This window comes from Egbenema bharatensis FJBBOT/2019 (genome assembly GCF_048077055.1).
Lineage (GTDB): Bacteria > Cyanobacteriota > Cyanobacteriia > Elainellales > Elainellaceae > Egbenema > Egbenema bharatensis.
Genome location: NZ_CP182236.1, coordinates 892,571 through 918,850, shown reverse-complemented (window position 1 = coordinate 918,850; position 26,280 = coordinate 892,571). Strand labels below are relative to the sequence as shown.

Below are 26,280 nucleotides of genomic sequence, written 5' to 3'. Positions count from 1 at the left end.
ATTGATAGGTCATTAAATTAGGTCATTAATAGGTCGTTGATCGGGAGCATCCCATTGATGCAGATGGATCGATTGCCGTAGCGCAAGCATCTTGCCTGCCAGTGAACGATCCGTCATGCAAATGCAAAAGTGGGACACACCCTAATTGATCTCCCTTGTTTCCCCTGTTAAGAAATCGCAGTTTCAGGGGAAACTTGAATAGCAACACGAGATCACGAGATCAATCGATCGAACGGAGGTAAAAATGCGAATTTCCATGCTGTTGATTACAGTTCTGTGGAGCTTTTGCTGTTGGGTGTCTCCAGCCTTTGCGGCCAACTCAGAGCAGGTGACTCAATTGTTGGAAAGCCGTGCTTGTGTGGAATGCGACCTGCAAGGGGCTGACCTCAAACAGGCGGATTTGCGAGGCGTGGACTTAACTCGTGCAGATTTACGCAATGCCAACTTGAGTGAAGCCCAGATGATGGCAGTTAATTTAACTGAAGCCAATCTCCAGGGAGCAGACCTGACCAATGCCCAGGCGTTTGTGGTTGACCTGACGGGCGCAAACTTAGAAGGCGCGAAAGTAGACGGCATTGATCCGGTGTTCCTCAAGCTGTGCCATACGATCAGCCCCAAGGGAGAAATGCTGGACTGGAATTGTGACGAGTAATTATTACTCCGGCAGTATTTGAGAAGGTATTCCTGTAGGGTGGGCAATGCCCACCAAAATGCTGTAATTTTGTCGGTTGCGTCGAACTCATCCCATTACTACGCCCTCACATGGTCGAGTTGAGAACCGATGGGGCGACGGGTGCGGCTGCGTCGAGCCAGCAACAGGTGGGCCGATGGAATGTAGAACAGAGCCAGAATCGTTGCGCCCCCTAAACCACCCGCGATCGCAATGGCCAGGGGTGGCCAGAAGCCCGTTTCATCCAGCAAGAGGGGAATAAAACCAACGATCGTGGTGAAGGTGGTTGCTAAAACGTGGCGAGTCGATTTGAAAACCACCACTTGAGTCGCGTAGACATCTCCCTCACGGGCACGGGGATCATCCCGTAATGCAGCCAGCACCACGATCGAATCATTGATGGCTAAACCGACTAATCCCAACGTTCCCAAAATTGCCGTGAAGCCAAACAGGGAATTAAACAGCCACAGGGCTAAGGCAGCTAACCCGATCGCGCAGACGGCAACCGTTGCAATCAGTCCGGCTAACCCGAAAGAGTTGAATGAGAGAACTAACGTCGCAGTCATTAACAGCAGTAAGACACCGATGGTGGAGAGCAGATTGGCGATCGCAGTCCCTCTGGCATCGGCTTCTCCGCCATACTCCAATCGATATCCGGAGGGCAGGGTGAAATTATTGGACTGAAGCTGTTGTTGGAAGCGGGAAAGCACAGTGTCCGGCAAAGCCCCTGCCATAATGTAACCCTGAACGGTATTGACCCGCTGACCATTGCGACGAGAAATGGAAGCAAGATCGGGAACGAGTTCTACATTGGCGATCGCATCTAAAGGAACCCGATCGGAACCTGAATTTGCATTGCTTGCGACCAGATCCAGCGATGTAATCTGCTCTAAATCACTACGTTGCGGATCGCTTAAACGAACTCGCACTGGAATGTCTTCCGTTCCTTCCAGGATAGAACCCCCCATCGCTCCTTCCAATGCAGCATCAAGCTGACGGGCGATCGTGCTGTTGTCGAGTCCGGCTCTCTGTCCCTGAACTTCATCAACATTTAGAGCCAGCTTGGGCAGGGCTTCCGTTAAGGTGGTTTGAGTGTGGATGACCTGATCCACCTGGGCCAGTTCCCCTCGAAGCTGATTCCCTAATTGCCGCAGTTGCTCCATCTCTGAACCGTAGATCCGCAGTTCGATCGGAGCGTCAAAGGGCGGGCCCTGTTCCAGCTGTTTGACCAGAACCTGCGCCTGGGGGAAGGCAGTATCTAGCTCTTGCTGGAGGGTTTGAATCGTGTCTCGCAGGCGGTCTGTAGAATGCAGTTGCACGATCGCCTGGGCATAGTTGGCTGCATTTTCCCGTCGTCCTGAGACGTTGTAAAAGAAGGAGGGCGCACTCTTGCCGAGGAACCAATGCACATCATCAACCTCAGGATGCTGGCGAATCAGGTCGCGGGCTTGCAATACCTGAACCTGGGTTTGGGCGATCGCCGTTTGGGTCGGCAAAGTCAATTCAATCTGAAACTGATCGCGGTTGGTCGGTGGGAAGAACTGTTGTTCCAGTGCTCCAAACTGGATAAAGCCAATCACCGGCAGCACCAGGGAAAGTCCTACCCCCAACCAGGGTCGCCGCAAGGTGGCCCGCAGACTCCAGCGATAGGCATCCGCCAGTTGGGCATTACTAACTCCATGCTGCCACCAGCTTTGCCGAAATCGCAAGGGTTCCCACTGGGCGAACCGTCCAGCCAGGGCCGGAATCACGGTGAGGGAAAGAAAAAGCGAACTGAGTAACGCCAGAATTACCGTTAAACCGATCGTGCCAATAAATTCCCCCGTACTTCCAGGGGATGCCGCGATCGGAATAAAAGCAAACACGGTGGTTAACGTAGAGGCGAACAGGGGAACCGCTAAATGACTCACTGCTGAACGAACGGCATCCGATGGATGAATTCCCTGCTGCAACCGGGTTTGCACCTCATCCACCACGACGATCGCATTGTCAATTAATAAGCCCAGGGCAATAATGATGCCTGTCACCGACATTTGATGCAGGGGAACATCCAAAACCTTCATACAGCCAAACACCATCAAACTGGCCAGGGGTAGGGCAGAACCCACAATCAGGGCAGACTTCCAGCCCAGCATCAGCAAAGAAATGGCGATTACGAATCCAGAACCCATCACTAAGTTAGTAATTACCCCATTCAGCCGTTGCTGCACATACTGGCTCTGATCCAGTACCAGATGCAGTCCAATCCCATCAGAAAGATCGGCTTCAAACTGCTGCAATACCTGGCGCGATCGCGCTGCCCACAAATCAACTCGCTCCTGGGATTCCACTGTGGCAGACAACACAACGGCCGGATATCCCTCCACGATCGCCAAACTATCTGGCGGTTCCTGTACCCCTTTTGTCACAACCGCAATCTCACCCAATCGGGCCACCTGTCCGCGATCGCCGACCTGAATCGGAATTTGCCGAATCCGCTCCAATGAATCCAGGGCACTATTGATTTCCAGCAAAAACTCGCTGCTAGAACTCCGCAACTGTCCTGCCGCTAATTTGGCATCACTGTTTTGAATTTGTTGGGCTAATGCCTGAGCCGTCAAACCCAGCCGCGCTAACTCCGCCGGAGAAATTCTCACCTGAATCTCTTCCTCCGGTTCACCAAACAACTCCAACCTGTCCGTGCCCGGAATCGATCGCAGTTCAGTTTCCAATCCTTTGGCTAATCGCCGCAGAATGGTGTAATTCGGTGGGGTATTCAGTTCCCAGGTCAATCCCACAATTAGGGCACTAGCCGAAGTGGACTCATCCCGAAATTCTGGTTCAGAGGCTCCTGGAGGCAGTTCCGGCACCGCATCGCTGATTTTATTGCGAACCTTCGACCAGACCGGATCAACATTTTGAATCGATTCCTTCAGTTCCACCACCACCGAAGAAAAGCCCGAACTGGAGGTCGATCGCAGTGATTCAATTTCTTCTAGTTCAAACAGCTTTTGCTCCACCTTTTCCGTCACCAGGGATTCCACCCGCTCAGGTGTGGCTCCGGGGAAGAAGGTGACAACGCTAGCAAACCGCTGGGTAATTTCTGGATCTTCCATCCGCGGCAAGGTGAAAAACGCAGACAGTCCCCACACCACAATCAGGGTCAGGGTCAGGATCAGAAGCTGGCGATTCCGATAAAAAAGATTCATGGCAACGAATGGTGAAGGATAACCGGTAGGGGCGCACTGCTGTGCGCCCTTACAGCCGATTTTTTCTGAAGCAAGAATGTGCGATCGGTGGTTTTGCTGGCTGGGCAGTCCAGACCCACCCTACAAGAGGGTTTAAGGGGAAACGGTGACGGTTTGACCAGAGACGATGCGGTGGGTGCCATTGACGATCGCCCTTTCTCCGGGTTGTAGGAGTCCTCGGACAAAGACCCGCTGTTCTTGGGAAGGGGAAGCTTCGGCTTCAGTGTGGAGCACTTCCACATCCCGACGTGCTACGACATAGCTGCCTTCGGCTTCGTCTGCATCGTTTTCATTCACCACATACACTGACCACAAGCCCCGATCGCCGGGAACTAGTGCGGTTGCCGGAAGCCAGTATCCGTCCTCCGGTTGGGTGTCTGAAATGAGAAGTTGAGCGGTTTGGCCGATCGCAATATTCGATTCAGGATTGAACTGTAAAACGATCGTCACCGTGCGCGTGTTGGTATCCAACTCTGGGAGCAGAGCCGTGATCTGAGCAGAATAGGATTGATTTCCGACCTGAACGGATTGCGGACTGCCGATTGTCAAACGATTAGCCATATCTACGGGTACTCCGATCCGGGCTTCCAGTTCTCCCCCTTCCACCAGCCGCAGCACCGACTGCCCCCCACTGACCACCACGCCTTCATCCACTAACCGTTGGCTCACTCTGCCGCTAAAGGGCGATCGCAACACGCTTTTTTCTAACTCAATCTCGATCGCCTGGAGGCTGGCATCTAACTGTCTCACGTTTGCCTGCTGAGACATCACCTGTTCCTGCCGCGTTCCGGCTAATAACTCATCCAACTGGCTCTGCGCCTGGTTCAGCCGATTTTGTAGGGAACCCAGGTTAAAGGTTTGCTGATCCAGATCTTCACGGGCGATCGCGCCTTCCTGATACAGTCCTTCCCGGCGGGCTTTCTGCAATTGGGCCAGGGCAACCTGCTGTTCTAAATCGGCGACGGCAGCCCGGGCAGCGGCGATCGTTTCTGGACGGGCCCCAACCTGAAGTTCCTGAAGCTGTGCCAATGCCTGATCCCGTTGGGCGATTAACTGTTGCCGTTGGGCTTGCAAACTGCGGGTATCTAACCGAGCGAGGGGCTGGTTGGCTGCAACCGGATCTCCCTCATTCACCAAAAGTTCAATCACTGTGCCAGACTGCTCAAACCCTAAATCACTGCTGCGCCGAGCGACAATTTCTCCGGTATAGGTGCGCCTTACCTCGTAGCTGCTGGCGGGTTCCAGTTGCACCGTCTCTACAGATAACGGCTGAACCGTAGCAGATGGCTCGGAGGCAGTGGTTGCGAACTGAGTCTGGGCGATCGTGATGCCTGACACTCCTAACAATAGGGCAATGCCAAAGAACTTCCAGCGATGGCTTTGGGCGGAATGGGAAGGCGGTAAGGCTTTAGGTGGAGCGGGCGGAACGGTGGGAATCGGATCTGGACGTTGAGCGAACTGTTCAGGCGAAACCGGATCGGAGTTCATGATCGCAAATCCTCTCAATATCCATCGAGTTGATATCAAACAATGCGATATACAACAAATCTATATTCAACAATATTTTATTCAACTTGTTGTGTATCGATTCATAGCCTATACTCAACTTATTGGGTATGTCAATTCTTTTGGAAAAATTTTTACGGCTATGGCGATCGCTCACACCATTCTGGTTATCCTGGCCTCCGAACCCCGGAGCGGCTATGACGTGAGCAAGGTGTTTGATGAGGGAATTGGGTGTTTTTGGACAGCGAGCCAGCAGCAGGTCTATCGAGAACTCGCCAAGATGGAGCAGCAGGGATGGGTGCAGTTTGAAACCGTGCCCCAGGTGGGTAAGCCCGACAAAAAGATTTATCACCTGACTGAACAAGGGCAGCAGGAGTTGATGCAGTGGTTCACAATCCCCACCGAGCCAACGCCAATTCGGGAAGACTTGCTGGTGAAGGTGCTGGCGGGCCCTTATATCCCTCGTCAGCAATTGCTCAAAGAAATCCACTATCGTCGCCAGAGGCACCTGGATCAACTGACGGCTTATCAGGAAAGGGAAGCCCTATATCAATCCCTGCCGGAACCTGAATTGGCAGAACAGTTTCGCTATCTCACCCTGCGGCGCGGAATTCGCTATGAAACTGCCTGGCTGGATTGGTGCGACGAGGTTCTGGCTTTTATCGAGAAAATACCCCAGTCCGATTCAGGTCTGAACTGATCCGGGGCCAAATCCACCCCCACCTGGCGTTTCGATCACAAACACATCCTCCGGATTCACCGCTACCTCTGCCCTACCTGCCAACGGCTCAACTGCCCCATGCGATCGCTCCACATAGTTCCGCCCGACGGCTCCCGGTTCTCCTCCCTCCAAGCCAAAGGGGGGGACTTGACGATGGCTGGAAAGGATTGCTGCCGTCATCGGTTCCAGGAATTTGATCCGCCGAATTACGCCATTTCCGCCTCGATGCCTGCCCCATCCACCGCTGTTGGCTCGCATCTCAAAACTCTCTAACTGCACTGGAAATCGCCATTCCAGCACCTCTGGATCAGTGAGGCGAGAATTCGTCATATGGGTCTGTACCGCATCCGTTCCATCAAATTCTGCCCCTGCCCCCGACCCACCGCAAATCGTTTCATAATACTGGTGGCGGTCGTTGCCAAAGGTGAAGTTATTCATCGTACCCTGGGAACCTGCCAGTACGCCCAATGCACCATACAGCGTATCCGTCACCGCCTGCGACACCTCCACATTGCCTGCAACCACTGCTGCCGGATAGCGGGGATTCAGCATACAGCCCTCTGGAATCAGAATATTCAACGGCTTCAGACAGCCTGCATTCAGCGGAATCGCATCATCTACCAGAGTTCGGAACACGTAGAGGACTGCCGCTTTACACACCGCAGAGGGGGCATTAAAGTTCGTCGCCTGCTGGGGAGAGGTTCCCGTAAAGTCGATCGTGGCCCTGCGATTGAGGCGATCGATGGTAATCTTCACCTGAATTTGGCTGCCATCATCAGCAGGATAGGTAAACTGACCATCTTTCAAGACATCAATCACCCGCCGCACCGACTCTTCCGCATTATCCTGAACATGCTGCATATAGGCTTGCACCCTTTCCAAGCCGTAGTGTGCCACCATTTTTTGCAACTCCTGTACGCCCTTTTCGTTGGCCGCAATCTGCGCTTGCAGGTCAGCAATATTCTGAGTGGGATTTCGTACCGGGTAAGGGGCAGAAGTCAGCAATTCCAGCAGTTCTGCTTCCCGAAACTCACCCTGATCCACCAGTTGAAAATGATCAATCAATACGCCTTCCTGCTCGATCGAGGTGCTATTGGGCGGCATGGAACCGGGGGTAATTCCACCAATGTCGGCGTGGTGGCCGCGAGAGGCGACGTAGAAGAGGGGTGAGGACTGGTGAGGACTGAGGACTGAGGACTGAGGACTGAGAGTAGAAGTAGGGTGGGCAATGCCCACCTCAACAAACACAGGCGTAATCACCGTGACATCCGGCAAGTGAGTGCCGCCATTGTAGGGATTATTGAGGACGTAGACATCCCCCGGTTTCAAGGTGTCCCCTTTAGCTGAGATCAGGCTTTGGACGCTTTCACTCATGGAGCCGAGGTGAACGGGAATGTGGGGGGCGTTGGCGACCAGTTGACCCTGCCGATCGAAAATGGCGCAGGAGAAGTCTAACCGTTCCTTAATGTTGACGGAGTAACTGGTGTTTTGCAGCGTGAACCCCATCTGCTCGGCGATCGCCATGAACAGGTTGTTGAAGATTTCCAGGAGGACGGGATCGGGGGAGGAGGGAGAAGGGAGGACTGAGGACTGAGGACTGAGGACTGAGTCAGTGGATGGGTGAGTGGATGGGTGAGTGGGTGCGTCACTTTGACTCCTGACTCCCTTGCTTAACACCAGATGATCTCGATCGCTCAGTTCTGCCATCCATCCAGGTTCGATGATGTTGGTTCCGGTGGGTTCAACTAAGATCGCGGGGCCGGGGATCGTGTCTCCGGGTTGGAGATCGGTGCGCTGGTAGACGGGGGTGGAATGCCAGGAGTCGTGGGTGTACATTGATACGGTGGCGATCGGTTCGGGGGGGTGATTAGTTTGCCGCTGGAGAGTGGGTTCTTCAGGAATGGACATTTTGCCGATCGCTTCTACGGCAATGGCTTCAATGATCAGGGGCTTGCCGGGCATGGTGAAGCCGTATCGTTGTTCGTGCAGGTGTTCAAACTCGGCTTTCATTGCTGCTGGCGTGTTCGCATTGACTAACAGCGATGAATCGGTTCCCTGGTAACGCAGGTATACGCTCTGTTGAACTTCAACTTGTGAATCTGAGAGTCCCTGCTGTTGGATTTCCTGTTTGGCTTCTGTACTGAGTTGATTCAATTTTGTTTGTAATTCGGGTATCGCTTCGCTGGATAATTGCATTTCGATCGCCAATTCTCGCAGCGATCGCAGATCGGCTAAACCCATTCCGTAGGCAGACAGCACACCAGCATAGGGATGGAGGAAAATTTGTTTGATCCCTAAGGATTCAGCAATTAAACAGGCGTGTTGTCCCCCAGCTCCCCCAAAGCAGCACAGGGTATATTCTGAAACGTCGTGCCCCTGCTGAACTGAAATTTTCTTAATCGCATTCGCCATGTTATCCACTGCGATGGCTAAAAAACCAGCAGCAACCTGTTCCGGCGATCGAGCATCCCTGGTTTTTGCCTGAATTTCTGCTGCCAATTCGGCAAATTTTTGCCTCACGACCTCCGCATCTAAGGGCAAATTCCCGTCCAGTCCAAACACCTGGGGGAAGAATTCCGGATGCAGTTTTCCCACCATGACATTACAATCCGTCACCGTCAGCGGCCCACCCCGTCGGTAGCAGGCTGGCCCTGGATTGGCTCCGGCTGACTCTGCCCCACTCGATACCGGGATCCATCAAACACCAGAATTGACCCTCCTCCCGCCGCGACGGTATGAATCGCCATCATCGGGGCCCGCAGCCGCACCCCAGCCACTTCGGTTTCAAAGGTGCGTTCGTAGGTGCCGTTAAAGTGGGAGACATCGGTGGAAGTCCCCCCCATATCAAAACCGATAATTTTATCAAATCCAGCCCTGGCACTGGCTTGCACAGCTCCAACCACACCCCCCGCCGGCCCCGACAGGATACTGTCCTTTCCCTGGAACAGGTGAGCATCGGTGAGTCCGCCGTTGGACTGCATGAACAGGAGGGTGGGAGAGAGAGGAGAGAGGAGAGAGGAGAGAGGAGAGGAGAGTTCTTGGAGCGTGGGCGTAGCCCTTAGAGGTTGGGGGGAGGGAGATGCAATACCTAATTCAGAGGCAATCCGATCGACGTATCGCCGCAGGATGGGGGAGAGGTAGGCATCGACGACGGTGGTATCGCCTCGGCTGATTAGCTTCATCAGGGGGCTGACTTGATGGGATACGGAGATTTGAGTAAAGCCGATCGCCTTTGCCAGTTCCGCAGCCTGCTGTTCGTGGTGGTGATAGCGATAGCCGTGCAGGAAAACGATCGCACAGGATCGAATTCCGGCATCGTAGGCGGCTTGCAGGGATTCCTGGAGGGGAGCTTCTGCCAGGGGCGACAATTCCTCTCCCTGGGCACTGTAGCGTTCTTCTACCTCAATCACCTGCTCATAGAGCATCTCCGGCAGGATGATGTGTCGCGCAAAAATATCGGGACGGTTCTGATAGCCGATGCGGAGGGCATCCCGAAAGCCTTTTGTAATGACGAGGACAGTGCGATCGCCTTTGCGTTCCAGTAGGGCATTCGTCGCCACCGTCGTTCCCATTTTGACCACTGCAATCTGTTCGGCGGGAATCGGCTCATCCGTCGCAACACCCAGCAAATCTCGAATCCCCTGCAATGGCGCATCCTGATACCGTTCTGGATTTTCAGACAGCAACTTATGCAGCACCAACTGGCCATCCGGTCGCTGCGCCACAATGTCGGTAAAGGTACCGCCGCGATCGATCCAAAATTGCCACTGTCCAGTTTGGGCTGTACTCATTCCACTTTCCCGCATGACACACTTACTTATGAGTTTAATGTTACTCGTCAGATCGAAAGGCTAATTTGCATCGATAGCATATGGTCACCCTCTCTAGTAAAGTTGTTAGCTCTTTCCAATCCCAAAGGCACTGGTTCGTGTATACTATTCGTCCAGGGTCAGTATGGACAGGCAAATGGGCAAAGTCATTGCTTTTGGTTGGTATGGTGGAAAATTTAATCATTTGAACTGGCTTCTGCCTTTACTGCCAGATGCAACTCATTACTGTGACCCGTTTGGCGGTTCAGCAGCTGTCTTATTGAACAGAAAGCCGTCACCAGTTGAAACCTACAGCGGATTCGGGGTTTATGAGGTACAGTAGCAGCAATGTGTAAACCAATTTTTGAGGTGTTCAGGATTCATTAACTCAAGTGCTATTCCGATTAAACCATCCACACCAGATGCAGTAGTTGGAGAAAATAGTCTCAGGAATGCTTTCAATTGTGACCACCAATGCTCAATGGGATTAAATTCAGGAGAATAGGGCGACAAATACAAAACACTGGCACCTACTGATTCAATTAAAGGCTCGATTGCTTCAACTTTATGAGCAGGCAAATTATCCATCACCACTACTGCACCCTCCCATAACTGCGGCAGCAGGAAATGCTCGATAAAAACTTTGAAGGCATCGCCATTGACTGAACCATCTAGTGTCATGAGAGCCAACACCTGCTTGCAACTGATGCCCCCAATCACACTCACCTTTTCACCTCGATAGTAGGGCTTAAAGTCATACGCTCTATCGCCTCGATTGCTTCTAGCATGGGTACGGGTCAACCCGAGTAGAACTCCCATCTCGTCTAGAAACACCAGGTTCTCTACCTCGATGGGTTTGACCTTCTCCCAATACTCTACTCTCAGCTTTTGCACCCGCTCTGTGTTCGCTTGAGTGCTGCGTAAGGTCTTTTTTTTCGCGTGAGTTGTTGTTTTTGCAAGGCACAGCACATGACACTGCGACAGACCCAAACGTTGTATTGCTCTCCAAAATACTCGCAATATTCTGCTAAAGTTGCGTCAGGATGGCTTTGTACCATTGCAGTTAATTCGCTACCGTACTCATCTAACTGTCCCTTCATTGTTCCACCTTGCTTCTTGGGTGCCAAGTGTCCCTGAGTTTTCTTAAGGAGGAGCAGCTTTTGGACATAGCTTTTCGCAACGCCAAACTGAGTGGCTACTTTTCTAATTGAAGTATCGCCTCTCTCATAAGCATTAACTATTTTTTCTCTCAAATCAACGGAGTAGGCTTTCATCGGGATTCTTGATACCTCTAATCTCCTTTTAAGTGTACCTCATATACCTCGAAAGTGCTGTAGCTTTTCGCAACGCCAAACTGAGTGGCTACTTTTCTAATTGAAGTATCGCCTCTCTCATAAGCATTAACTATTTTTTCTCTCAAATCAACGGAGTAGGCTTTCATCGGGATTCTTGATACCTCTAATCTCCTTTTAAGTGTACCTCATATACCTCGAAAGTGCTGTATAACGATATTGATGGAGAAGTCGTAAATTTTTTTCGAGTTCTTCGAGATAATCAAGAGGAGCTTATTAGAGCAATTGGGTTAACACCATTTTCAAGAGAGGAACTTAAGATTGCAGTAGAAGAACCTATTAATAATCTTTCTGAACTAGTGGTCTGTCAAGGTTGAAATGAAGGGTAAAGTCGTTTGAGTTTAACCCGTGCATCTTCCGTGGTAAATTGCCAATCGATGGTTCGCAGTTGAGCATTCCTGCGCTGCTCCCACGCTAGTGTTTCTTGTTGCAATGACGGTTGATCTGGAATGCGGCGATCTAGACATTGGCGGGCTAAAACACTGAGTTCAGTTTCAGCCATATTGAGCCAACTGCCGTGAACCGGGGTGTAATGAAATTCCAACTTATCGAGGATCCGCTTGGCTTCTTGGGGTTCAAAGGTGGCATACAATGCCGAAGGGTCATGAGTGTTGAGTTGGTCTTGGACAACCGTGACCCACTCCGCATCCGGATAACGCTCGTCGACCAAGTATTTCATTTGCTGGGCATAATCGTGCTTGGTGCGCCGGTCTGTGACTTGGACATGTCTCCAACCCGCTAAGGGCTCAACGAACATGAACAGATTGTTGACCCCGTTTCGTTCATACTCGTAGTCATAGCGCGGCGGTTGACCCGGTTCAATCGGTAAAGGGACTTGGGTTTCCTTGACTAACTGTTTGCTGGTTTCGTCAAAACAAACTACGGGATAGCGTGAGTCGTAAGAGCGGGTGTAGACACTTAAGATATCTTCCATGTAGTAGACAAACGTCGCATTGGACTCGGGAGGAATCACCCAGCATTCTTTCAACCAGGGCTTGAGGTCGTTTTTTTCAGCGTTTGTCGAACGGTTTCATGGCAGATGCTTTCGACCACCTCTAATTCCACCATTCGCTCAGCTAACAAGCGCAGACTCCAACGGGCTTGTCCTTCGGGAGGCTCACTACAGGTCATCGCAATCAGATGTGCTTCTTGGGATCCATCGAGGCGGCGCGGTTTGCGTTGTTGCTGCACTTGCCGACTCAAGGCACTCTCTAGACCTGTTTCAACAAAGCGTTGCCGCACCCGTTCAATCGTCGCTACACTGATGTCGAGTGCTTGGCTAATTGCTTGATCCGTCCATCCTCCATCTTCTTGGTTGGTGTCGGCTTTGAGCAAAATCCGTGCATGGTTCATTTTGTAAGCAGCAACTTTGCCAGTTGTAGTGAGTTGCTCCAACTCTTTTCGTTCTTCAGCAGTTAGAGAAACGATGTATTTTTTTCGCGCCATAATGGTTTGACTGATTGGAGATAGCTCAAATTATCAATCCATTTACCCTTCAAATCAAGGCTGACAATCTACTAGCGTAACTTCTGCTCTCACCAATTGCACAACAGCTTCGGTGAAGTCACACTAGGTAGACTTCGATTGCATGTTGATGCCTCTCTGGAGTTTTGCGGTTCAATCCCCAATCAGCAATCAGATCTGGGTTATAGCGGATTGTTCGACTATTCCAGATGTGGTAGTGGATACCTTCAACCAAAGTTGAATTTTTTTGCAACCGATACTTCTTCAGGGTTTCAGGACTCACTCCCAAGATTGCAGCCGCGTCATGTTTATTTACAAGTCTGCAACCCTCATACTTGCTACCTCTCCTAGAAGATGTAGCAACTTTTCTGGGCAATTACCCTGTTCGAGTAGGCAATTTGCAGATATACTCTGATTCGTTTCAGTCATATTCACTGATTTGATATTCCTCCTGTGGGGGTATCGGTTTGCTGACGGAGAGCCTGAGAAACTTAGCCGTCAAGCAAGTTAGATGAAACAAGAACCTCTTGTACAGGTAGCTAAACGGCGAAATTTAGCTACTTGCAGAGGTTTTAGTCTTGAGATAGCCAGGGCAATGAAAACTAATTTCTTTGCATCCCTGTTTCTTGGTATTTATCGTAGACCAACTCTCAGAAAAAGGAAGAGATTTTGGCTATTTTTGAGTAAGTTTTGTGGCAGTTAGGGATGCCAAACGCGAAACGTAAAGCGAAACGTATGTTTTCTGAGATTAAAACCTGCCCAGTGCTGCTATGTTTTAAGCTTCAGTTGTTTAGTTAGATTAGAGTTTTGCACATTCAACACACATTGTTAAGGAAAATTCCATGTTTGCCATTGGCTTTTGGCGTACGCCTCACGCCAAGCAAACTAAAAAACCTTGGTTTGTCTGAATAACAAACTAAGGTTTTGAGTTAAGTACATATGTTCCTACTGTTCTAGAACTCAGGAACAAATAACTCTCGTTTATTTCCTGCATAGTGACGATAGATCACCTCTGGAGAGTTTCCTACTAATCGGGCTACGTCTTTAGCATCTAGTTTGCCAGTTTCTAATGCAAGAGTAATGAAGGTATGACGAGTCTGGTACAGCTTGCGATACTCAATCCCTAATCCTTTTAGAACTGTTTTCCAGGTACGATTACGAAAATTGTTGAGATCAATATAGCCACCTTCAGGGGACGGAAATACCAATAACTCTGGCAAACAACCCTCTGGCTTAATGAACCGGAGTAGATCTTGAAGAGAGTCATTACAGGGAAATTTTCTACGTTCCTGGGTTTTCAAGCCTGGTCTAATTTTCTTGCCGCTATCCGTTGCAATCATCACCTGCTCAAATGCAATTTGCCTAAAGTCATTGGAAATGTGCTTCCATTGAAGAGCGATCGCTTCAGACGGTCTACAACCAGTATTAAAAAGAAACTTGATTAGCGGAGCATAGCGGCTGTGCTTAAACCCTGATGCTTTGGGGCAAAATTGATCCGTTTCAAGTGCTTGAACAATGGCATCCTTTTCTTCTTTAGTAAAAGGATTGATATCATCATCTGCGTTACGAGACTTAGGGAGTTTAATTTCTGCTGCCATTCCGTTAAATGGATTCTCGGATATCATCCCGGCTTTCATTGACCAATCACAACAGGCAGACAAACGAGTAATAAAGCGTTTTCCTGAATCAAGCGGAATATTTTGCAAAATATAATCCCTAATCTCATTTGCATGGTCTAGTTCATGAGTTGGCAATTTCTGAAGATAGTTAGTATAGACCCCATACATATACTTCATCGTGTTTGGAGAACACTGAGGACGCTTGTATTCCACAAACTTCTCCCACAATTCAGCCAAATTCGGTTTTGGGGTAGAGATTGGGGTAACTGCCTCAACTGTACTCAGTGTTGACTTAGGCTTATATTTCTCTACCCCTTCAAAATGACCAGAAAGGATATCTAGCTCGATCGTCCGAGCCTTCATTTCTGCCAGTTTTCGGTTCTGAGGGTTATCGTCTAAGCCCATCGAAAGGTAGTGTCGCTTTCCCCCATAGCTGAAGACTAACTGTAAGCGACCATTAGAAGTTTTAATTTGAACAGATCCCTTAGAAGCCTTGCTTTGATTCTGCTTGGAGTACATTGAAGATCCCTTGGGGTAAACGCTTTATTTCTACCCCAATCTTACCCCAATAAAGCACCAAAATTACCCCAAAGATACCTAAACTTTAGATCAAGCGTACTGAATTTTTACCATCCGGCTTGCTTTTCAGAAACGGCGAAACCCTTGGAACCTAATAATTTCAAGGGTTTTAGAATCAAAGCGGATGATGGGACTCGAACCCACGACATTCAGCTTGGGAAGCTGACGTTCTACCACTGAACTACACCCGCACAAATGCAAACTTACCTCATGGTGTATCCAAGGATAGCGCATCTATCGCCATCTGCAAAGCACTTGTAACAAGCCGTACCAAGGGTATTTAGGGCAAAGGGGCATCCAGATGAATGTGCTGTTTTTGAGTCAAACACATGGCAATCCCTTTCTCGTAATAGGCTGCTTCATTGATAAAAACGGGGTAAACCGTTGAGTCTCCCTGGTATGCGATCGTTTCTCCATCAAAGGTGAGAAGCATCGGATCCCCTGGATTCAATGGCTGATAATCTTTGAACTGAAGGTGAGGATGAATCATCGCTAAAACTGCACCCGTTTCATCTTTGGGATAGTCTACTTTGCCAACGTATTGATAAAGCGTTAACGCGGATTGATGAACAGTACCGTTGTCGCAGTTGTACTGTTCTAAATAATCTAAAATCGCGTAGATTAATGCTTGATTATTTTGAAATAACTCTGCATGAAGCGTTCCGTGGGCCACCGGGCCGACTTCAATGCCAATTCGATAGGGGGCGATCGATCGCAGCGAATCTTGCTTTCGCCCCGAATTCGTAGAGCTGTAGACTTTAATTTCAGGTTGAAGCGTGCTCAAATAGGCAGCCAGGTTAAGGGTAAAAGCATCAAGCTGATCCAGAATGAGCATCAAGCCAGCATTTGAGGTAGTGCCATGCTGGTCGATAATAAAGTCTACCGGCGTTCGTCCTGATGGCCCAAATTCATTGCGAATGGCTGCAACTCGCTGCATTTCATAGTTCAAATGAGTTGAGGGTTCTGCGATTGGAGCGGCAAAACAACGATTCAAATCTTCGTCGATATAGCGTGTATTTGCGGCGATCGCCTGAGGATTCCCAAACAATGTCAGCACTTCCAGGTGGGGTCTACGAATTAAATCGGGATTTTGTTCAAACCGTCTATTGGTGTAAACCCCAATTAATTCATTCCCGTGCGTTCCACCCACAATTAACACTCGTTTGATTTCACTCATGCTACTTCATCCTCTAGAGCACCTTCAGCCCACTGAAGTGATTACTATTACAAAAGGCGGGAATCGTCTTCAGCGATCGCTGCATGGACACTTGAGTCACATCACCAGTGTAATATCCCTGGCAGGCAGGCTTCCTGATGCACTGTCCTGGGAGGTTCAATTGTAGAAGTTAGATGACCAATTTTCTCTCATCAGTGAGAAATTTTTGAATCAGGTCTATTATTGAGTCAGTTCGACCGATGGTGTGAGGTTTAGGGGAGGTTTAACCGATGAGTCTGACTGTGTTGGAGGCTGCCCGTCAAGGAGATGCCCAGGCGATCGCCCATCTACTGCATCAGGCATTTGAACCCAAAGGTGTAAAGGTTCAGGCCATTCGTGAAGCAGACTGTCTGCATGTGCTGCTACAAGCCGAGCCAGTTCCCGATCGTCAACTCGTTGCGATCGTGCAAGCCGGAGTCGCGCGGCTCAATCCTGATTCTATCCACACCATCCAGATCTACGGCCGCAAAGCCGGACAATCCCTTCCCACCTGGACTAAAAAAATAACGCTTACCCCTCCCTCCCGCGCGCGCGCTCATCCTGTCTTCCCAACCCCTTCCTCCCCTCCCCTCCCTCCTGACCCCCTCCCTCCCGACCCCCAACCCCCCACTCCCGTTCGCGGAGTGTCTCCGCAGGAGAACTCCCGACTCCCGACTCCCCATTCCCCACTCCCGACTCCCCCAACCCATCGTCGCCGCTTCACTACCCCCATCGCCTTCCTCGCTGGACTGATCCTGGGTATGAACTGGCATCTGCTCGCCAATTCCTTCACCCAGTTGTGGTCAGCTGATTCGGTTGCAGGCTCTTCCCAGAACGGAATCGGATCCCCTCCTGAACAGACGATCGCCCTCACCCCCAGTTCATCCGCCTCTGACCCTGCAAGTGTTGAATCGGAGGGAACAGAAGCTGGAGTTGAGCCAATTTCTGATGCAACGTCCCCCGCCATTCCGGTTTCTGAACCAGCGCAAACCGTTTCCGAAGTTGCGCCGATCGCTGAAACGACGATCACGATCAAATCCGTTGGTGATATCATTCCGGGAACCAATTATCCCAGCGATCGCCTGCCCGACCAGGACGGCAACTGGCTGTTTGATGGTGTGAAGGACTTTTTTGGTGAGACCGATATTCTGTTTGGCAACTTTGAAAGTACGTTGACCGACTATGCTTATACCCCAAAGGACACCAGCCGGGGGCAGACCTTTGCCTTTCGGACTCCGCCCCACTACGCCGATCTGCTCAAATCCGTCGGGTTTGATGTGTTGAGCGTGGCCAATAATCACTCCTTTGATTTTGATGATCAGGGCTTTGAAGATACGATCGCCCATATTGAAAAGGCAGGAATGCAGGCTGTCGGTCGGCGCGGGCAAATTGTTTATCGCACTGTCAATGACGTAACGGTGGCGTTCATTGGCTTCAGCTATTTTTCTGATCACAATTCAGTCCACGAACTGGATCTGGCCAGAGCGTTGGTCGATGAAGCCAAACAGCAGGCGAGTATCGTCGTGATTTCAGTCCATGCTGGGGCAGAGGGCAGTGATGCCATTCGCACACGCAACGAAACTGAGTTTTTCTTTGGCGAAAATCGCGGCAACATGGTGGAGTTTTCCCGCGCCGTAATTGATCAGGGAGCCGATCTGGTGTTGGGCGATGGCCCCCACGTTCCCAGAGCGATCGAATTGTACAAAAGCCGCCTGATTGCCTACTCCCTGGGCAACTTCATGGGCTACCGTACCCTTTCCACGGATGGCGTGCTGGGGGATTCGCTGATCCTGGAAACGGAACTCGCGGCCGATGGTCGGTTCATTTCCGGCAAGATTATTCCCGTTCGGTTAGACAATCGCGGCGTTCCCTTTGTGGATGACAATTTTCGCAGCGTGAGCCTGATTCGCAACCTGATCGAAAGTGATTTTCCGGTCACGCCGCTGTTAATTGGCAATGATGGTGAAATTATGATCAATGAGGCTGAATAGGTGGCAACGGATGGGGTAACGGATACGATCGTGAATTAAACTCACCTGTCAATCAGTCTGCTGGGGTGACTGGGCGGGCAAGATGCCCACCCCACAAGAGTCTCAGTCCCACCCCACAAGAGTTTCAGTCCTACCCTACAAGAGTTTTAGTTGAGCAGCATTTCCTACTCAGCCCCGTCTTCAGGTGCCTCGGATGGGGAGGCTGGATTGGCTGCGGGGGGGAGAGGGGTGTACCTGGCGGGGGCAGGGTTCCGGGGGAGGTATTGCCGCGAGGTAACAGAATGCGGGCATCATGACGAGTGGTGCGATTGTCCTGAACTGCTGTAGTCAAGCCGATCGCCTGTAGGTTGCCTAATGTTCCCCGGCTAGGAGAAAAGACGGGAACAGGCAGGTTGATATCGGGGTTCAGTAGAGAGTCGATCGCCAGGAAGACGTGACCGCTGTTGGGTCTGAGATCGGTGGTGGTGGCCGTGCGGAACAAATCGTTATTCGTTAATGAAAGGGCGGGGGCAGGAAGAATGGCTTCTACCGCACTGAAATTGTCACCTGTTCCTAACGCGAGAAACATCACATCTCCCTCCAGCCAACCGCGAGTCAGGGTGAATGCCCCGAAGGGAGGAGAAGTCCATCGGGTTACGGATTGTCCCTCCACCTCTGTTTCCTGCACCTGCCAGCCATTTCGCTCCTGCATCGCCAGATCGAGCTGCTCCAGTGCGGTCTCTGCCTTGGATCGATCGCTCACCTGAAGCAGGAATAGTAGCCCTGAGGTGGGGCTGGTTCCATCCGTTGCAGGGGCAGACAGGAGGGATAGGGCATACTCGCCGCCCGTCCAGGGAATAATGTCCTGCTCCCAATCCAATCCTGTCAGGTTATTAAAGGTGCGCTGGATCGTATCCGGGCTGAAGGCTTGATTGCGAAGGGCAACCTGGGATACCTGCTGGGCTTGCTCCTCGGCGGATTGGCTATAGGTTTGCCAGAACTGCTGAAAGTCATCCCCTGAGGTCATGAATACGGACTCCTGGGGCAGTAAAACGGGCATGCGATCGGCTGCATTGGCCACCTTGAGGCGAGTCCGACTATTGGCCGCCAGCCAGCTTACGCCTCGAAAGCGCAGGCCATCTGCCTCCAGGGTCATGGCGGAGGCCAATCCCTGATTATTTTGCAGCAGGGTCAACAGCTGGGGGGGAATGGGCTGGTTGGTGTTCGTGGCGGTAAATTCCCTAGCAGCAGGGACGTTGATATAGAGACGCATGAACGGATTGCTCACCGTTTCCCGCAGTTGGCTAAATGCCTTGCCATAGTCAGCATTGCGCGCGACGGCTGTTTCTCCCCGGAAGGTTTCAATCACCTGTTCGACCGAGCGCGGATCTCCAGAAGCCACCAGAAAGCGATCGTCCAGCTTGGCCAGGGCATAGTCCAGCCGTTCCTGTCCATGCACCTCACGGATTTTGATGCCTTTGTACTCCCGATTGGCCCAGTCCTGCCCTTCCCGCACCGTTGGCTGACTCCAGAAGGCTTGGGCCCGGTTGGTATTGGCGATCGGCATGATCATCACCGCAGCGCGATCGTACTCGGCCGCATTGGGCAGACGATAGGGCAGGATTTCCTGATCCGCATTCTCTGAAAAGTCGGGATTGAGAAATGCAACGGTAATTTCTTCCCCAACCCAGGGCTGAATATGCTGCCGATAATCCAGTCCGTTCTCGTAAAATAGCCGATCGCGCCAAGTGACAAGCTGTTGATCAAAGGTTCCCTGCGCCTGATCAGAGCCATACTGCCGTAACCGTCGCCACTGCCCAGCATCGGTTGAAACCGACAAACTCACTGCGGTGTTTTCCGGTAATACATCTGCTCCACTGGGTAATTCGGCAATGGGCGTATGTTGCCCCAAGAGCCACCATGCCGCGGCTCCACCTGCCATCAAACCGACCGCAGTGCCAGCGGCGATCAGGGTCGATTGTTTCTTCCACGTTGCTTTCATGGGTTAACGCTCCATAGGTGCGATCGGTTGCGGTGCGGTTGCGATAACGCTGAATAATATAGCTGGATCGATGGCCCAGATCTACCAGATCCACCGGATCTTATAAACCGAATTGATTAAGCTGAATCTATGCGCCGAATCTAACTGATTGAATATAGACGATCGATCGGGTTTCTGGACAAATTTGTTTGAGATTCCCCTGCTCGCTATCGGAGAGTAGCCATAATGATGTCCATTCAGATAATGTCCATTCAGCCATTGCCGTCGTGCAGTCCTTTTGCCCGCCAGGGAGATATTGCTTATGGAAATGCAATATTGGGATACTCCCACAGGATAAAGATGGTGTCCTTTGAGACAGACGATCGACAAAAAATTTAGGTACAACGGGTTTGCTAACGTTTTGACTAAGATTTTTCTGAATGCCGCAAGTTAAGGCGGGGCCCCGTAATACTTGTTGGCAGTTCCCCTCTAAACACTGATTTTTAGAATAAATTTTGCAAAATCTTATGACCTATCGGTGAAGATAAGTGAAACAAGATCAATAAAATGAAAAAGACGCTTACCTAATATTGAGTTCAGGAGTGAGGGCGTGCCAAAGTCCGCAAAGTGTTTGTTAATTGGTTCATCGGAAGCCTACAGTGGTAAATCCGCCGTGATCTTGGGCATGGCGCATCAACTCAAGGAGAAAGGCGTTGAGCTGTCCTATGGCAAGCCGCTCGGCACTTGTCTGAGTGAATCGACTGCGGACAACCTGGATGAAGATGTCCGGTTTATTGCCCGTACTCTGGACTTGAATGAGAACTGGCTGCTGCCGACCCTGTTATCCCTGGATGAATCCACTATTACCGATCGAATTTGTGGGGTTGATCAAACAAACTATGTTGAGAAACTGCAAGAACATCTGCAAGTCTCCAGGGGAGATTTAATCCTGCTGGAGGGAACTGGCACCTTAGATGAAGGACTCCTGTTTGATCTGTCCTTACCTCTGATGGCCCAGGCAACGTCCGCCTCGGTGGTGCTGGTCAGCCGATATCATTCCGGATTAGCGGTGGATGGGTTGGTTGCTGCCCGGCAAAAACTAGGCGATTGTCTGATCGGGGTTTTGATCAACGATGTGGCACCGGAACATATGGAAACGGTGGAAACTCAGGTGAAGCCCTTTTTGGAGCAGCGGGGAATTGAAGTTTTAGGAATTTTGCCGCGAAGCGATATTCTGCGCAGCGTCAGCGTTGGGGAGCTGGTGCATCAGTTGAATGCGGAAATTCTCTGTCGTCCCGATCGGATGGAATTGATGGTGGAAAGCCTGAAAATTGGGGCGATGAATGTGAATTCTGCCCTGGAATATTTCCGGAAGGGGCATAACATGGCTGTTGTCACTGGAGGCGATCGAACCGATATTCAGCTAGCAGCGTTGGAGACTTCGACCCAGTGCCTGATTTTGACCGGACATATGCCGCCCAGTCCGGCTGTATTGAGCCGAGCGGAGGATCTGGAGATCCCGATTCTTTCCGTTGATCTGGATACCTTAACGACGGTGGAAATTATCGATCGTACGTTTGGACAGGTTCGCGTCCATGAACCAATTAAGGTACAGACGATGAACCAAATGATGGCCAACGGTTTTAATATCGATCGGCTACTGACTAAGTTAGGGTTGGAGCCAGTGGCCACAGCCTGACCCAGGAGCAACTTAAACACGATCGCTCGTTGTTAACTGTGCCAGAGTCGATCGGGAGTTAGGTCAAAAGCTGAACGGCTTCATGGGTTTCAGCATGTTGAGCCAGAAAGGTGTTGAATTGATCGAGGGTGAGCGGTGCCGGAATCTCGTATCGCTTGCCCTCAAACTGTTTCAGGGCAGTATAGTGGCTAGAGAACGAAGCCAGATCACCGGGGTAGGTTTGCTGATTTACGCCCAGAAATTCTCCGCGTTGCTCTGCTCGATCGAGAATCGATCGCCACTGTTCGATCGGAGCCAATCCCAGGGATTTCAGCCCGTTGGAGAACAAATTGGCATAGATTTCCTGATAGGGTTTGACCCCGCTCAGGTAGCGATCCAGCTTGGTAGCGGAGGTTTGATCGTTAAAGACCGTCCAAAAGGGAACAAACCCTAAACGCAATGCCCACCAGGGTTGCAGGTAGACAAACGACTCGACAAACAGCCGATCGCTGGGCAAGTTGCGCTGTTGATACCACCATCGGTACAGGTTTGCCACCATGGGACTCAAATCCTGGGGATGATCAAAGGTGATGCGCTGCACTTTAAAGCCGGATTCCTCGGCAAAGGCTTCTATGTCTTCCCCTAAGGCGGGATCAAATCCCCATTCTGATTCCGAGAACCAACCATCGGGAGCCGGGGGATTCCAGGTTTGATGGGAGGAGCCGTTGCGCTGCAAAAACTCGTGGATCTGCGGGCTGTCCTGAAAATACTCTTCGGGGGTCAGGTGTCCGGTTCCGCCAAACTGGAAAATGTGGCGATCGCTCACTTGAGTAGACAACCACTGATACTGACAGTCCAGCACAAACAGGGTCGCGCCCGGTTCCAAATTCTCTCTGAGAAACTGTCGGTAGGTAGCACCCAGACGAGTCCGCTTCAATCGAAAATAAATCACGCGGGGCACCTTGAGCCGATCCTGATTTGGGTCATGCAACTGGTACACAGCGAGATCAGGATTATTCCTCAGTAAGCGTTGAACGGGTTCCCTGCCCATTCCATTGCCTGAATTGGGTCATCAGGATCGCCAGCGTGTTGCAGGCAGACCAGGAGCGTTTGCGGCAACCAGGGAATCCCCAGGGCTGTCCCCAGATGGACGGCTGCTCCATTGCAAGATCCAATCATAGCGGCAGGGTAGCGGCGACGGGGATATTGGCTCAACACCCAGCGGGACATGGTTTCCGATCGCACATCATCGACAATGTTAGGGGGCGAAGCATTGAACCAACCCGCCCAGGTCGATAAGGGTTCAATAATGGGTTCAGGCAGATGGCTGAGGGCTTCTCCTGCAAGAGCTTTAGCCTGGGGAGGGGCACCTTCCGGAGGCAGATCTTTACCATGCAGAGATTTAGCGAGGGATTTGAGGGCAACGGTGGCAGAGTCTAGCGCAGTGATGTAACGGGGCATTCGGCCAAATGCTGCCAGGATGTCCGTTATGGTGAGAGAAATCGGAAGAGATTGCATGAGCTCGGCTAAGGATAAGTTCCTGTAAAGACAAGGTTTCTGCGCAGGCAAAGTCTTATAACTGCATTGATTATCTTGATCGATTAACGTGATCTCAAATACCTTTATTCCTAAAATACCGATTTTTAGTGAAGAACAAATCAACCTAGAGAGGCATTCAGAAAGGTTTCAGGAGTGGCTTGCTGCGGTCAATGGCTGAGTTTTCTGGTTTCATTCGCTGGCACACGCTAAAAGTGTCCTTCTTTTAGGGGACGCAGGAAGTTAAGTGCCTCGCTAACCTGTTGGTCAAAAGCATCTGAACGCATCTGTCAGTTAACCAGGATCCCATGATAGGGAGATCCTATCAAAATCCTTACTGCATCAAGAGCGATCGGTTCGAGATGTGGGAAAGAAATGTAGATAGATTGGACAAGCTGTATCCCATGAAATTCATCAGATCATTCTTGCTATGGATTAATTTTTTGTTCAAATCTGTCTTTTTTTTACGCTACATTCCCGATTCATTTTTGTACTCCCTGAGGCGCGATCGAGCTGAATCGAACTTCCGCGATCGAGCTAAATCTGGCTCCTTAATTTCTCCTGGAAGGTTACTGGAAGCGGTGGCAACCGAGCAGGGGGGACAGTTTCGCTTTGAACAGGCCGAACTGGAAATCGATTTTCTGCTGGCCGATCTGGTGCGAATTAACTGGCGACCTGGCTTGCCCCCTATCCCCTATGCCCTGGTGGAACAGGAATGGGAACCTGTTGAAACCACGCTGAAGCAAACGTCGGAGGGTTGGACGATCGCCAGTGAAGCGATGCAGATGACGGTGAGTCCTGAAGGGGGGCTGACGGTGGTTGATGCGGCTGGAAAGATGCTCAGAAAGGAGCGATCGCCGCAACGTCAGGGGGAACGATGGATTCATCAGGCTGACTTAATGCCCGATGAGCAAATCTATGGGTTAGGCGAGCGGGCGAGTTCGCTGAATTTACGAACGGTTCAGGATGCCACTCGATCGGTCAAAACTTACCGAATGTGGAACTATGATCCGGGGGGACGCTATCCACCTGGAACCGATCCGATGTACATCTGCATCCCGGTCTACCTGGGATTCCATCAGGCAGGTAGCTACCTTGTTTTCTATGAAAACTCCTTTCGGGCCGAGTTTACCTTTGCCGAGCGGGCGACGGCTGACTTTGAGGGAGGTTCCCTGCGGTATTACCTGACAACGGGTGAACCGGCGCATTTGCTGGAGCGTTACACTCAGTTGACCGGACGACCCCCCATGCCTGCCCGCTGGGCCCTGGGCTATCACCAGTCTCGCTGGGGCTATCGGACTGAAGCGGCCATTCGGCAAGAAGTGGAGGAATTTCAAGCGCACGATCTGCCCCTGAGCGCAATTCACTTTGATATTGACTGTCAGGCGGATCACCGACCCTTTACCCTGGATCCCCAACGCTTTCCCCAGGTCAGTCGGTTTACTCAGGAACTCATCAAACAGGGGGTTCGCTGCATTGCGATTAACAATCCGGGCATTAAATACAGTCGCCAGAGTAATTTGTTTCTGGAGGGATGCGTGCTGGAAGCGTTCTGCACCTATCCTGATGGAGCGTTAGTGGTGGCTCCCGTGTGGGCGGGACGAATGGTGTTTCCCGACTTTACCAATCCTAAGGTCAGGGACTGGTGGAGCCGTCAGTATGCCTATCTGCTGGATGTGGGGATTACGGGATTTTGGCACGATATGAACGAACCGGCGGCGTTTGTCCTGTGGGGCGATCATACTCTGCCCAGTGTGGCCCAGCACTGTCTGGAAGGGCGAAGGGGCGATCATCGAGAAGCGCATAATGTGTACGGTTTCCTGGAAGCCAGGGCAGGCTATGAAAGTTTGCGTCGCTATCGTCCGAACCAGCGACCGTTTATTGTGTCTCGATCGGGTTGGGCTGGACTCCAACGCTATGCCTGGACGTGGACGGGAGATACCATCTGCACCTGGGCAGCCATGCGGCAGACGATCGCCACGGTGATTGGCCTGGGCTTATCGGGGATTCCCTTCACTGGGCCAGATATTGGTGGGTTTCAGGGCAATCCATCGCCAGAGCTGTATCTACGCTGGTTTCAGATGGCAACGTTTTTAATGTTCTATCGTACCCACAGTTCCACTAGCGTTCAGCCCCGTACCCCCTGGGCTTACGGAGAGCCATACCTGAGCATTATCCGCTCTTATCTCCAACTTCGTTATCAACTAATGCCCTATCTTTATACCCTGGCCTGGGAAGCCAGTCAGAAGGGGTATCCTCCGGTGCGATCCCTGTTCTGGTTGGATTGGGGCGATCGCACCCTGCGAGACATTGATGATGCATTTTGTTTAGGGGATGCGTTGTTGGTGTGTCCCGTATTGGGAGAAGGACACCGGAACCGATCGGTGACTTTGCCAGATGGAGAATGGTACAACTTTTGGAATGATCACAGGATTTCGGGCGGCAGGACGATTGAGGTAGATGCGCCCCTGGAACAGATGCCCGTGTTGGTGAAAGCAGGCAGTGTATTGCCGATGGAGGATCTGGAGCAACAGCAGTTAACCCTCCATCTCTATCCGTCCTCATCGGGTGAAGGACAGGGCTACCTCTATAGCGATGCTGGGGATGGAGAGGGGGAATTTCGGATCGATCGCTTTTCCTTCAGCCGGCGGGATCAAATCTTAGAACTGTACTGGGATAAGGAAGGGGATTATGCATTTGCCTATGCCTCGGTGCAATTGCAGGTTCATGGACTCTCTGTACAGCAGGCGTGGGTAGATGGGGCGCAGGGCATTCCTGGGCAGGGAATGCAGATAACCTGTGGAATTTTTGAACGGATTTGCCTGGAATGCGCCGAATAATTCCCTATCTATCCAAAGAAGATTTTGTCTGCACTCTGCTCCCTGGTAAGATGCTTGGTACGAGATAGATCGATGGAACGGACATTGCCAGTTAAAGCTGCCTCCGAGGTTGGGTTACCAGCAGAGGAGAATT

Annotated in this window: 18 protein-coding genes, 1 tRNA gene and 3 pseudogenes; 8 read left to right on the top strand and 14 right to left on the bottom strand. The window is 51.2% G+C overall.

Annotation, left to right across the window (positions count from 1 at the left end; genetic code table 11):
- Nucleotides 1-244 precede the first annotated feature (244 nt).
- A complete protein-coding gene (locus ACM1PF_RS04230) occupies nt 245-652 on the top strand; it encodes a pentapeptide repeat-containing protein (RefSeq protein WP_416672541.1) in 408 nt (135 codons plus the stop codon).
- A 98-nt stretch (nt 653-750) separates the two neighbouring features.
- Here the strand turns inward: ACM1PF_RS04230 and ACM1PF_RS04225 are convergent, their stop codons facing one another.
- Nucleotides 751-3,858: an efflux RND transporter permease subunit gene (locus ACM1PF_RS04225; RefSeq protein WP_416672539.1), complete on the bottom strand. Its 3,108-nt coding sequence runs from the start codon at nt 3,856-3,858 to the stop codon at nt 751-753.
- A 132-nt stretch (nt 3,859-3,990) separates the two neighbouring features.
- Complete coding sequence (locus tag ACM1PF_RS04220; RefSeq protein WP_416672537.1) at nt 3,991-5,385, bottom strand: efflux RND transporter periplasmic adaptor subunit; 1,395 nt, start codon at nt 5,383-5,385, stop codon at nt 3,991-3,993.
- 91 nt (nt 5,386-5,476) lie between these two features.
- Between ACM1PF_RS04220 and ACM1PF_RS04215 the strand changes: the two genes are divergently transcribed.
- Nucleotides 5,477-6,103 carry a PadR family transcriptional regulator gene (locus ACM1PF_RS04215; protein ID WP_416672536.1) on the top strand — a complete coding sequence of 209 codons (627 nt, stop codon included), beginning with the start codon at nt 5,477-5,479 and terminating at the stop codon, nt 6,101-6,103.
- On the opposite strand, the gene ACM1PF_RS04210 is transcribed toward ACM1PF_RS04215, so the two are convergent.
- Nucleotides 6,089-8,320 (bottom strand): hydantoinase B/oxoprolinase family protein, encoded by a 2,232-nt coding sequence (locus tag ACM1PF_RS04210; protein ID WP_416676556.1) that lies wholly within the window; start codon nt 8,318-8,320, stop codon nt 6,089-6,091. The two genes, ACM1PF_RS04215 and ACM1PF_RS04210, sit on opposite strands and share 15 nt — an antisense overlap.
- A gap of 81 nt (nt 8,321-8,401) precedes the next feature.
- Nucleotides 8,402-9,915: pseudogene (locus tag ACM1PF_RS04205) on the bottom strand (hydantoinase/oxoprolinase family protein); the annotation flags it as partial.
- A 175-nt stretch (nt 9,916-10,090) separates the two neighbouring features.
- Between ACM1PF_RS04205 and ACM1PF_RS04200 the strand changes: the two are divergent.
- Nucleotides 10,091-10,249: pseudogene (locus tag ACM1PF_RS04200) on the top strand (DNA adenine methylase); the annotation flags it as partial.
- Between the two features lie 11 nt (nt 10,250-10,260).
- On the opposite strand, the gene ACM1PF_RS04195 reads toward ACM1PF_RS04200, so the two are convergent.
- Nucleotides 10,261-10,827 (bottom strand): IS630 family transposase, encoded by a 567-nt coding sequence (locus ACM1PF_RS04195; RefSeq protein WP_416666323.1) that lies wholly within the window; start codon nt 10,825-10,827, stop codon nt 10,261-10,263.
- Complete coding sequence (locus tag ACM1PF_RS04190) at nt 10,815-11,207, bottom strand: helix-turn-helix domain-containing protein (RefSeq protein ID WP_416666324.1); 393 nt, start codon at nt 11,205-11,207, stop codon at nt 10,815-10,817. The genes ACM1PF_RS04195 and ACM1PF_RS04190 overlap by 13 nt, the downstream gene beginning before the upstream one ends.
- 227 nt (nt 11,208-11,434) lie before the next feature.
- Between ACM1PF_RS04190 and ACM1PF_RS04185 the strand changes: the two are divergent.
- A pseudogene (locus ACM1PF_RS04185) lies at nt 11,435-11,584 on the top strand (DNA adenine methylase); the annotation flags it as partial.
- An 8-nt stretch (nt 11,585-11,592) separates the two neighbouring features.
- Here ACM1PF_RS04185 and ACM1PF_RS04180 read toward each other — a convergent pair.
- The 4 genes from ACM1PF_RS04180 to ACM1PF_RS04165 form a co-directional block, all read right to left on the bottom strand.
- Nucleotides 11,593-12,731, bottom strand: a protein-coding gene (locus ACM1PF_RS04180; protein WP_416668472.1) for an IS630 family transposase whose coding sequence is annotated in 2 segments (ribosomal slippage) — nt 11,593-12,296 and nt 12,296-12,731 — 1,140 coding nt in all. Because the reading frame shifts where the segments join, the coding sequence is not laid out codon by codon here.
- Nucleotides 12,732-13,702: 971 nt separating this feature from the next.
- Entirely contained in the window at nt 13,703-14,887 is a 1,185-nt protein-coding gene (locus ACM1PF_RS04175) for an Arm DNA-binding domain-containing protein (protein ID WP_416672534.1), read from the bottom strand.
- 179 nt (nt 14,888-15,066) lie between these two features.
- Nucleotides 15,067-15,138, bottom strand: a tRNA-Gly gene (locus ACM1PF_RS04170).
- 89 nt (nt 15,139-15,227) lie between these two features.
- Nucleotides 15,228-16,124 (bottom strand): aspartoacylase, encoded by an 897-nt coding sequence (locus tag ACM1PF_RS04165; protein ID WP_416672532.1) that lies wholly within the window; start codon nt 16,122-16,124, stop codon nt 15,228-15,230.
- Between ACM1PF_RS04165 and ACM1PF_RS04160 the strand changes: the two genes are divergently transcribed.
- Nucleotides 16,123-16,290, top strand: a complete 168-nt coding sequence (locus ACM1PF_RS04160; RefSeq protein ID WP_416672530.1) for a hypothetical protein — start codon at nt 16,123-16,125, stop codon at nt 16,288-16,290. The two genes, ACM1PF_RS04165 and ACM1PF_RS04160, sit on opposite strands and share 2 nt — an antisense overlap.
- A 103-nt stretch (nt 16,291-16,393) precedes the next feature.
- The gene (locus ACM1PF_RS04155; protein ID WP_416672528.1) at nt 16,394-18,133 is read left to right on the top strand and encodes a CapA family protein; all 1,740 of its coding nucleotides are present in this window, start codon (nt 16,394-16,396) and stop codon (nt 18,131-18,133) included.
- 130 nt (nt 18,134-18,263) lie between these two features.
- On the opposite strand, the gene ACM1PF_RS04150 is transcribed toward ACM1PF_RS04155, so the two are convergent.
- Together ACM1PF_RS04150 and ACM1PF_RS04145 are read right to left on the bottom strand one after the other, a co-directional pair.
- A complete protein-coding gene (locus tag ACM1PF_RS04150; RefSeq protein ID WP_416672526.1) occupies nt 18,264-20,114 on the bottom strand; it encodes a DUF3352 domain-containing protein in 1,851 nt (616 codons plus the stop codon).
- Between the two features lie 127 nt (nt 20,115-20,241).
- Nucleotides 20,242-20,427, bottom strand: a complete 186-nt coding sequence (locus ACM1PF_RS04145; RefSeq protein WP_416672524.1) for a hypothetical protein — start codon at nt 20,425-20,427, stop codon at nt 20,242-20,244.
- Between the two features lie 276 nt (nt 20,428-20,703).
- On the opposite strand from ACM1PF_RS04145, the gene ACM1PF_RS04140 reads away from it, so the two are divergent.
- Nucleotides 20,704-21,792 carry a phosphotransacetylase family protein gene (locus ACM1PF_RS04140; protein WP_416672522.1) on the top strand — a complete coding sequence of 363 codons (1,089 nt, stop codon included), beginning with the start codon at nt 20,704-20,706 and terminating at the stop codon, nt 21,790-21,792.
- Nucleotides 21,793-21,850: 58 nt separating this feature from the next.
- Here the strand turns inward: ACM1PF_RS04140 and ACM1PF_RS04135 are convergent, their stop codons facing one another.
- Nucleotides 21,851-22,822, bottom strand: coding sequence for a hypothetical protein (locus tag ACM1PF_RS04135; protein ID WP_416672521.1), 972 nt, complete (start codon nt 22,820-22,822; stop codon nt 21,851-21,853).
- Nucleotides 22,792-23,289 (bottom strand): hypothetical protein, encoded by a 498-nt coding sequence (locus ACM1PF_RS04130; RefSeq protein ID WP_416672519.1) that lies wholly within the window; start codon nt 23,287-23,289, stop codon nt 22,792-22,794. The genes ACM1PF_RS04135 and ACM1PF_RS04130 overlap by 31 nt, the downstream gene beginning before the upstream one ends.
- 422 nt (nt 23,290-23,711) lie before the next feature.
- Between ACM1PF_RS04130 and ACM1PF_RS04125 the strand changes: the two genes are divergently transcribed.
- Entirely contained in the window at nt 23,712-26,147 is a 2,436-nt protein-coding gene (locus tag ACM1PF_RS04125; protein ID WP_416672517.1) for a glycoside hydrolase family 31 protein, read from the top strand.
- The last annotated feature ends 133 nt before the right edge of the window (nt 26,148-26,280 follow it).

What these genes read in the sequence shown, in the direction of transcription:
- ACM1PF_RS04230 (WP_416672541.1), top strand. Translation starts at nt 245, where the DNA reads ATGCGAATTTCCATGCTGTTGATTACAGTTCTGTGGAGCTTTTGCTGT.
- ACM1PF_RS04225 (WP_416672539.1), bottom strand. Translation starts at nt 3,858, where the DNA reads ATGAATCTTTTTTATCGGAATCGCCAGCTTCTGATCCTGACCCTGACC.
- ACM1PF_RS04220 (WP_416672537.1), bottom strand. Translation starts at nt 5,385, where the DNA reads ATGAACTCCGATCCGGTTTCGCCTGAACAGTTCGCTCAACGTCCAGAT.
- ACM1PF_RS04210 (WP_416676556.1), bottom strand. Translation starts at nt 8,320, where the DNA reads ATGCAATTATCCAGCGAAGCGATACCCGAATTACAAACAAAATTGAAT.
- ACM1PF_RS04190 (WP_416666324.1), bottom strand. Translation starts at nt 11,207, where the DNA reads ATGAAAGCCTACTCCGTTGATTTGAGAGAAAAAATAGTTAATGCTTAT.
- ACM1PF_RS04175 (WP_416672534.1), bottom strand. Translation starts at nt 14,887, where the DNA reads ATGTACTCCAAGCAGAATCAAAGCAAGGCTTCTAAGGGATCTGTTCAA.
- ACM1PF_RS04160 (WP_416672530.1), top strand. Translation starts at nt 16,123, where the DNA reads ATGCTACTTCATCCTCTAGAGCACCTTCAGCCCACTGAAGTGATTACT.
- ACM1PF_RS04165 (WP_416672532.1), bottom strand. Translation starts at nt 16,124, where the DNA reads ATGAGTGAAATCAAACGAGTGTTAATTGTGGGTGGAACGCACGGGAAT.
- ACM1PF_RS04155 (WP_416672528.1), top strand. Translation starts at nt 16,394, where the DNA reads ATGAGTCTGACTGTGTTGGAGGCTGCCCGTCAAGGAGATGCCCAGGCG.
- ACM1PF_RS04150 (WP_416672526.1), bottom strand. Translation starts at nt 20,114, where the DNA reads ATGAAAGCAACGTGGAAGAAACAATCGACCCTGATCGCCGCTGGCACT.
- ACM1PF_RS04135 (WP_416672521.1), bottom strand. Translation starts at nt 22,822, where the DNA reads ATGGGCAGGGAACCCGTTCAACGCTTACTGAGGAATAATCCTGATCTC.
- ACM1PF_RS04130 (WP_416672519.1), bottom strand. Translation starts at nt 23,289, where the DNA reads ATGCAATCTCTTCCGATTTCTCTCACCATAACGGACATCCTGGCAGCA.
- ACM1PF_RS04125 (WP_416672517.1), top strand. Translation starts at nt 23,712, where the DNA reads ATGAAATTCATCAGATCATTCTTGCTATGGATTAATTTTTTGTTCAAA.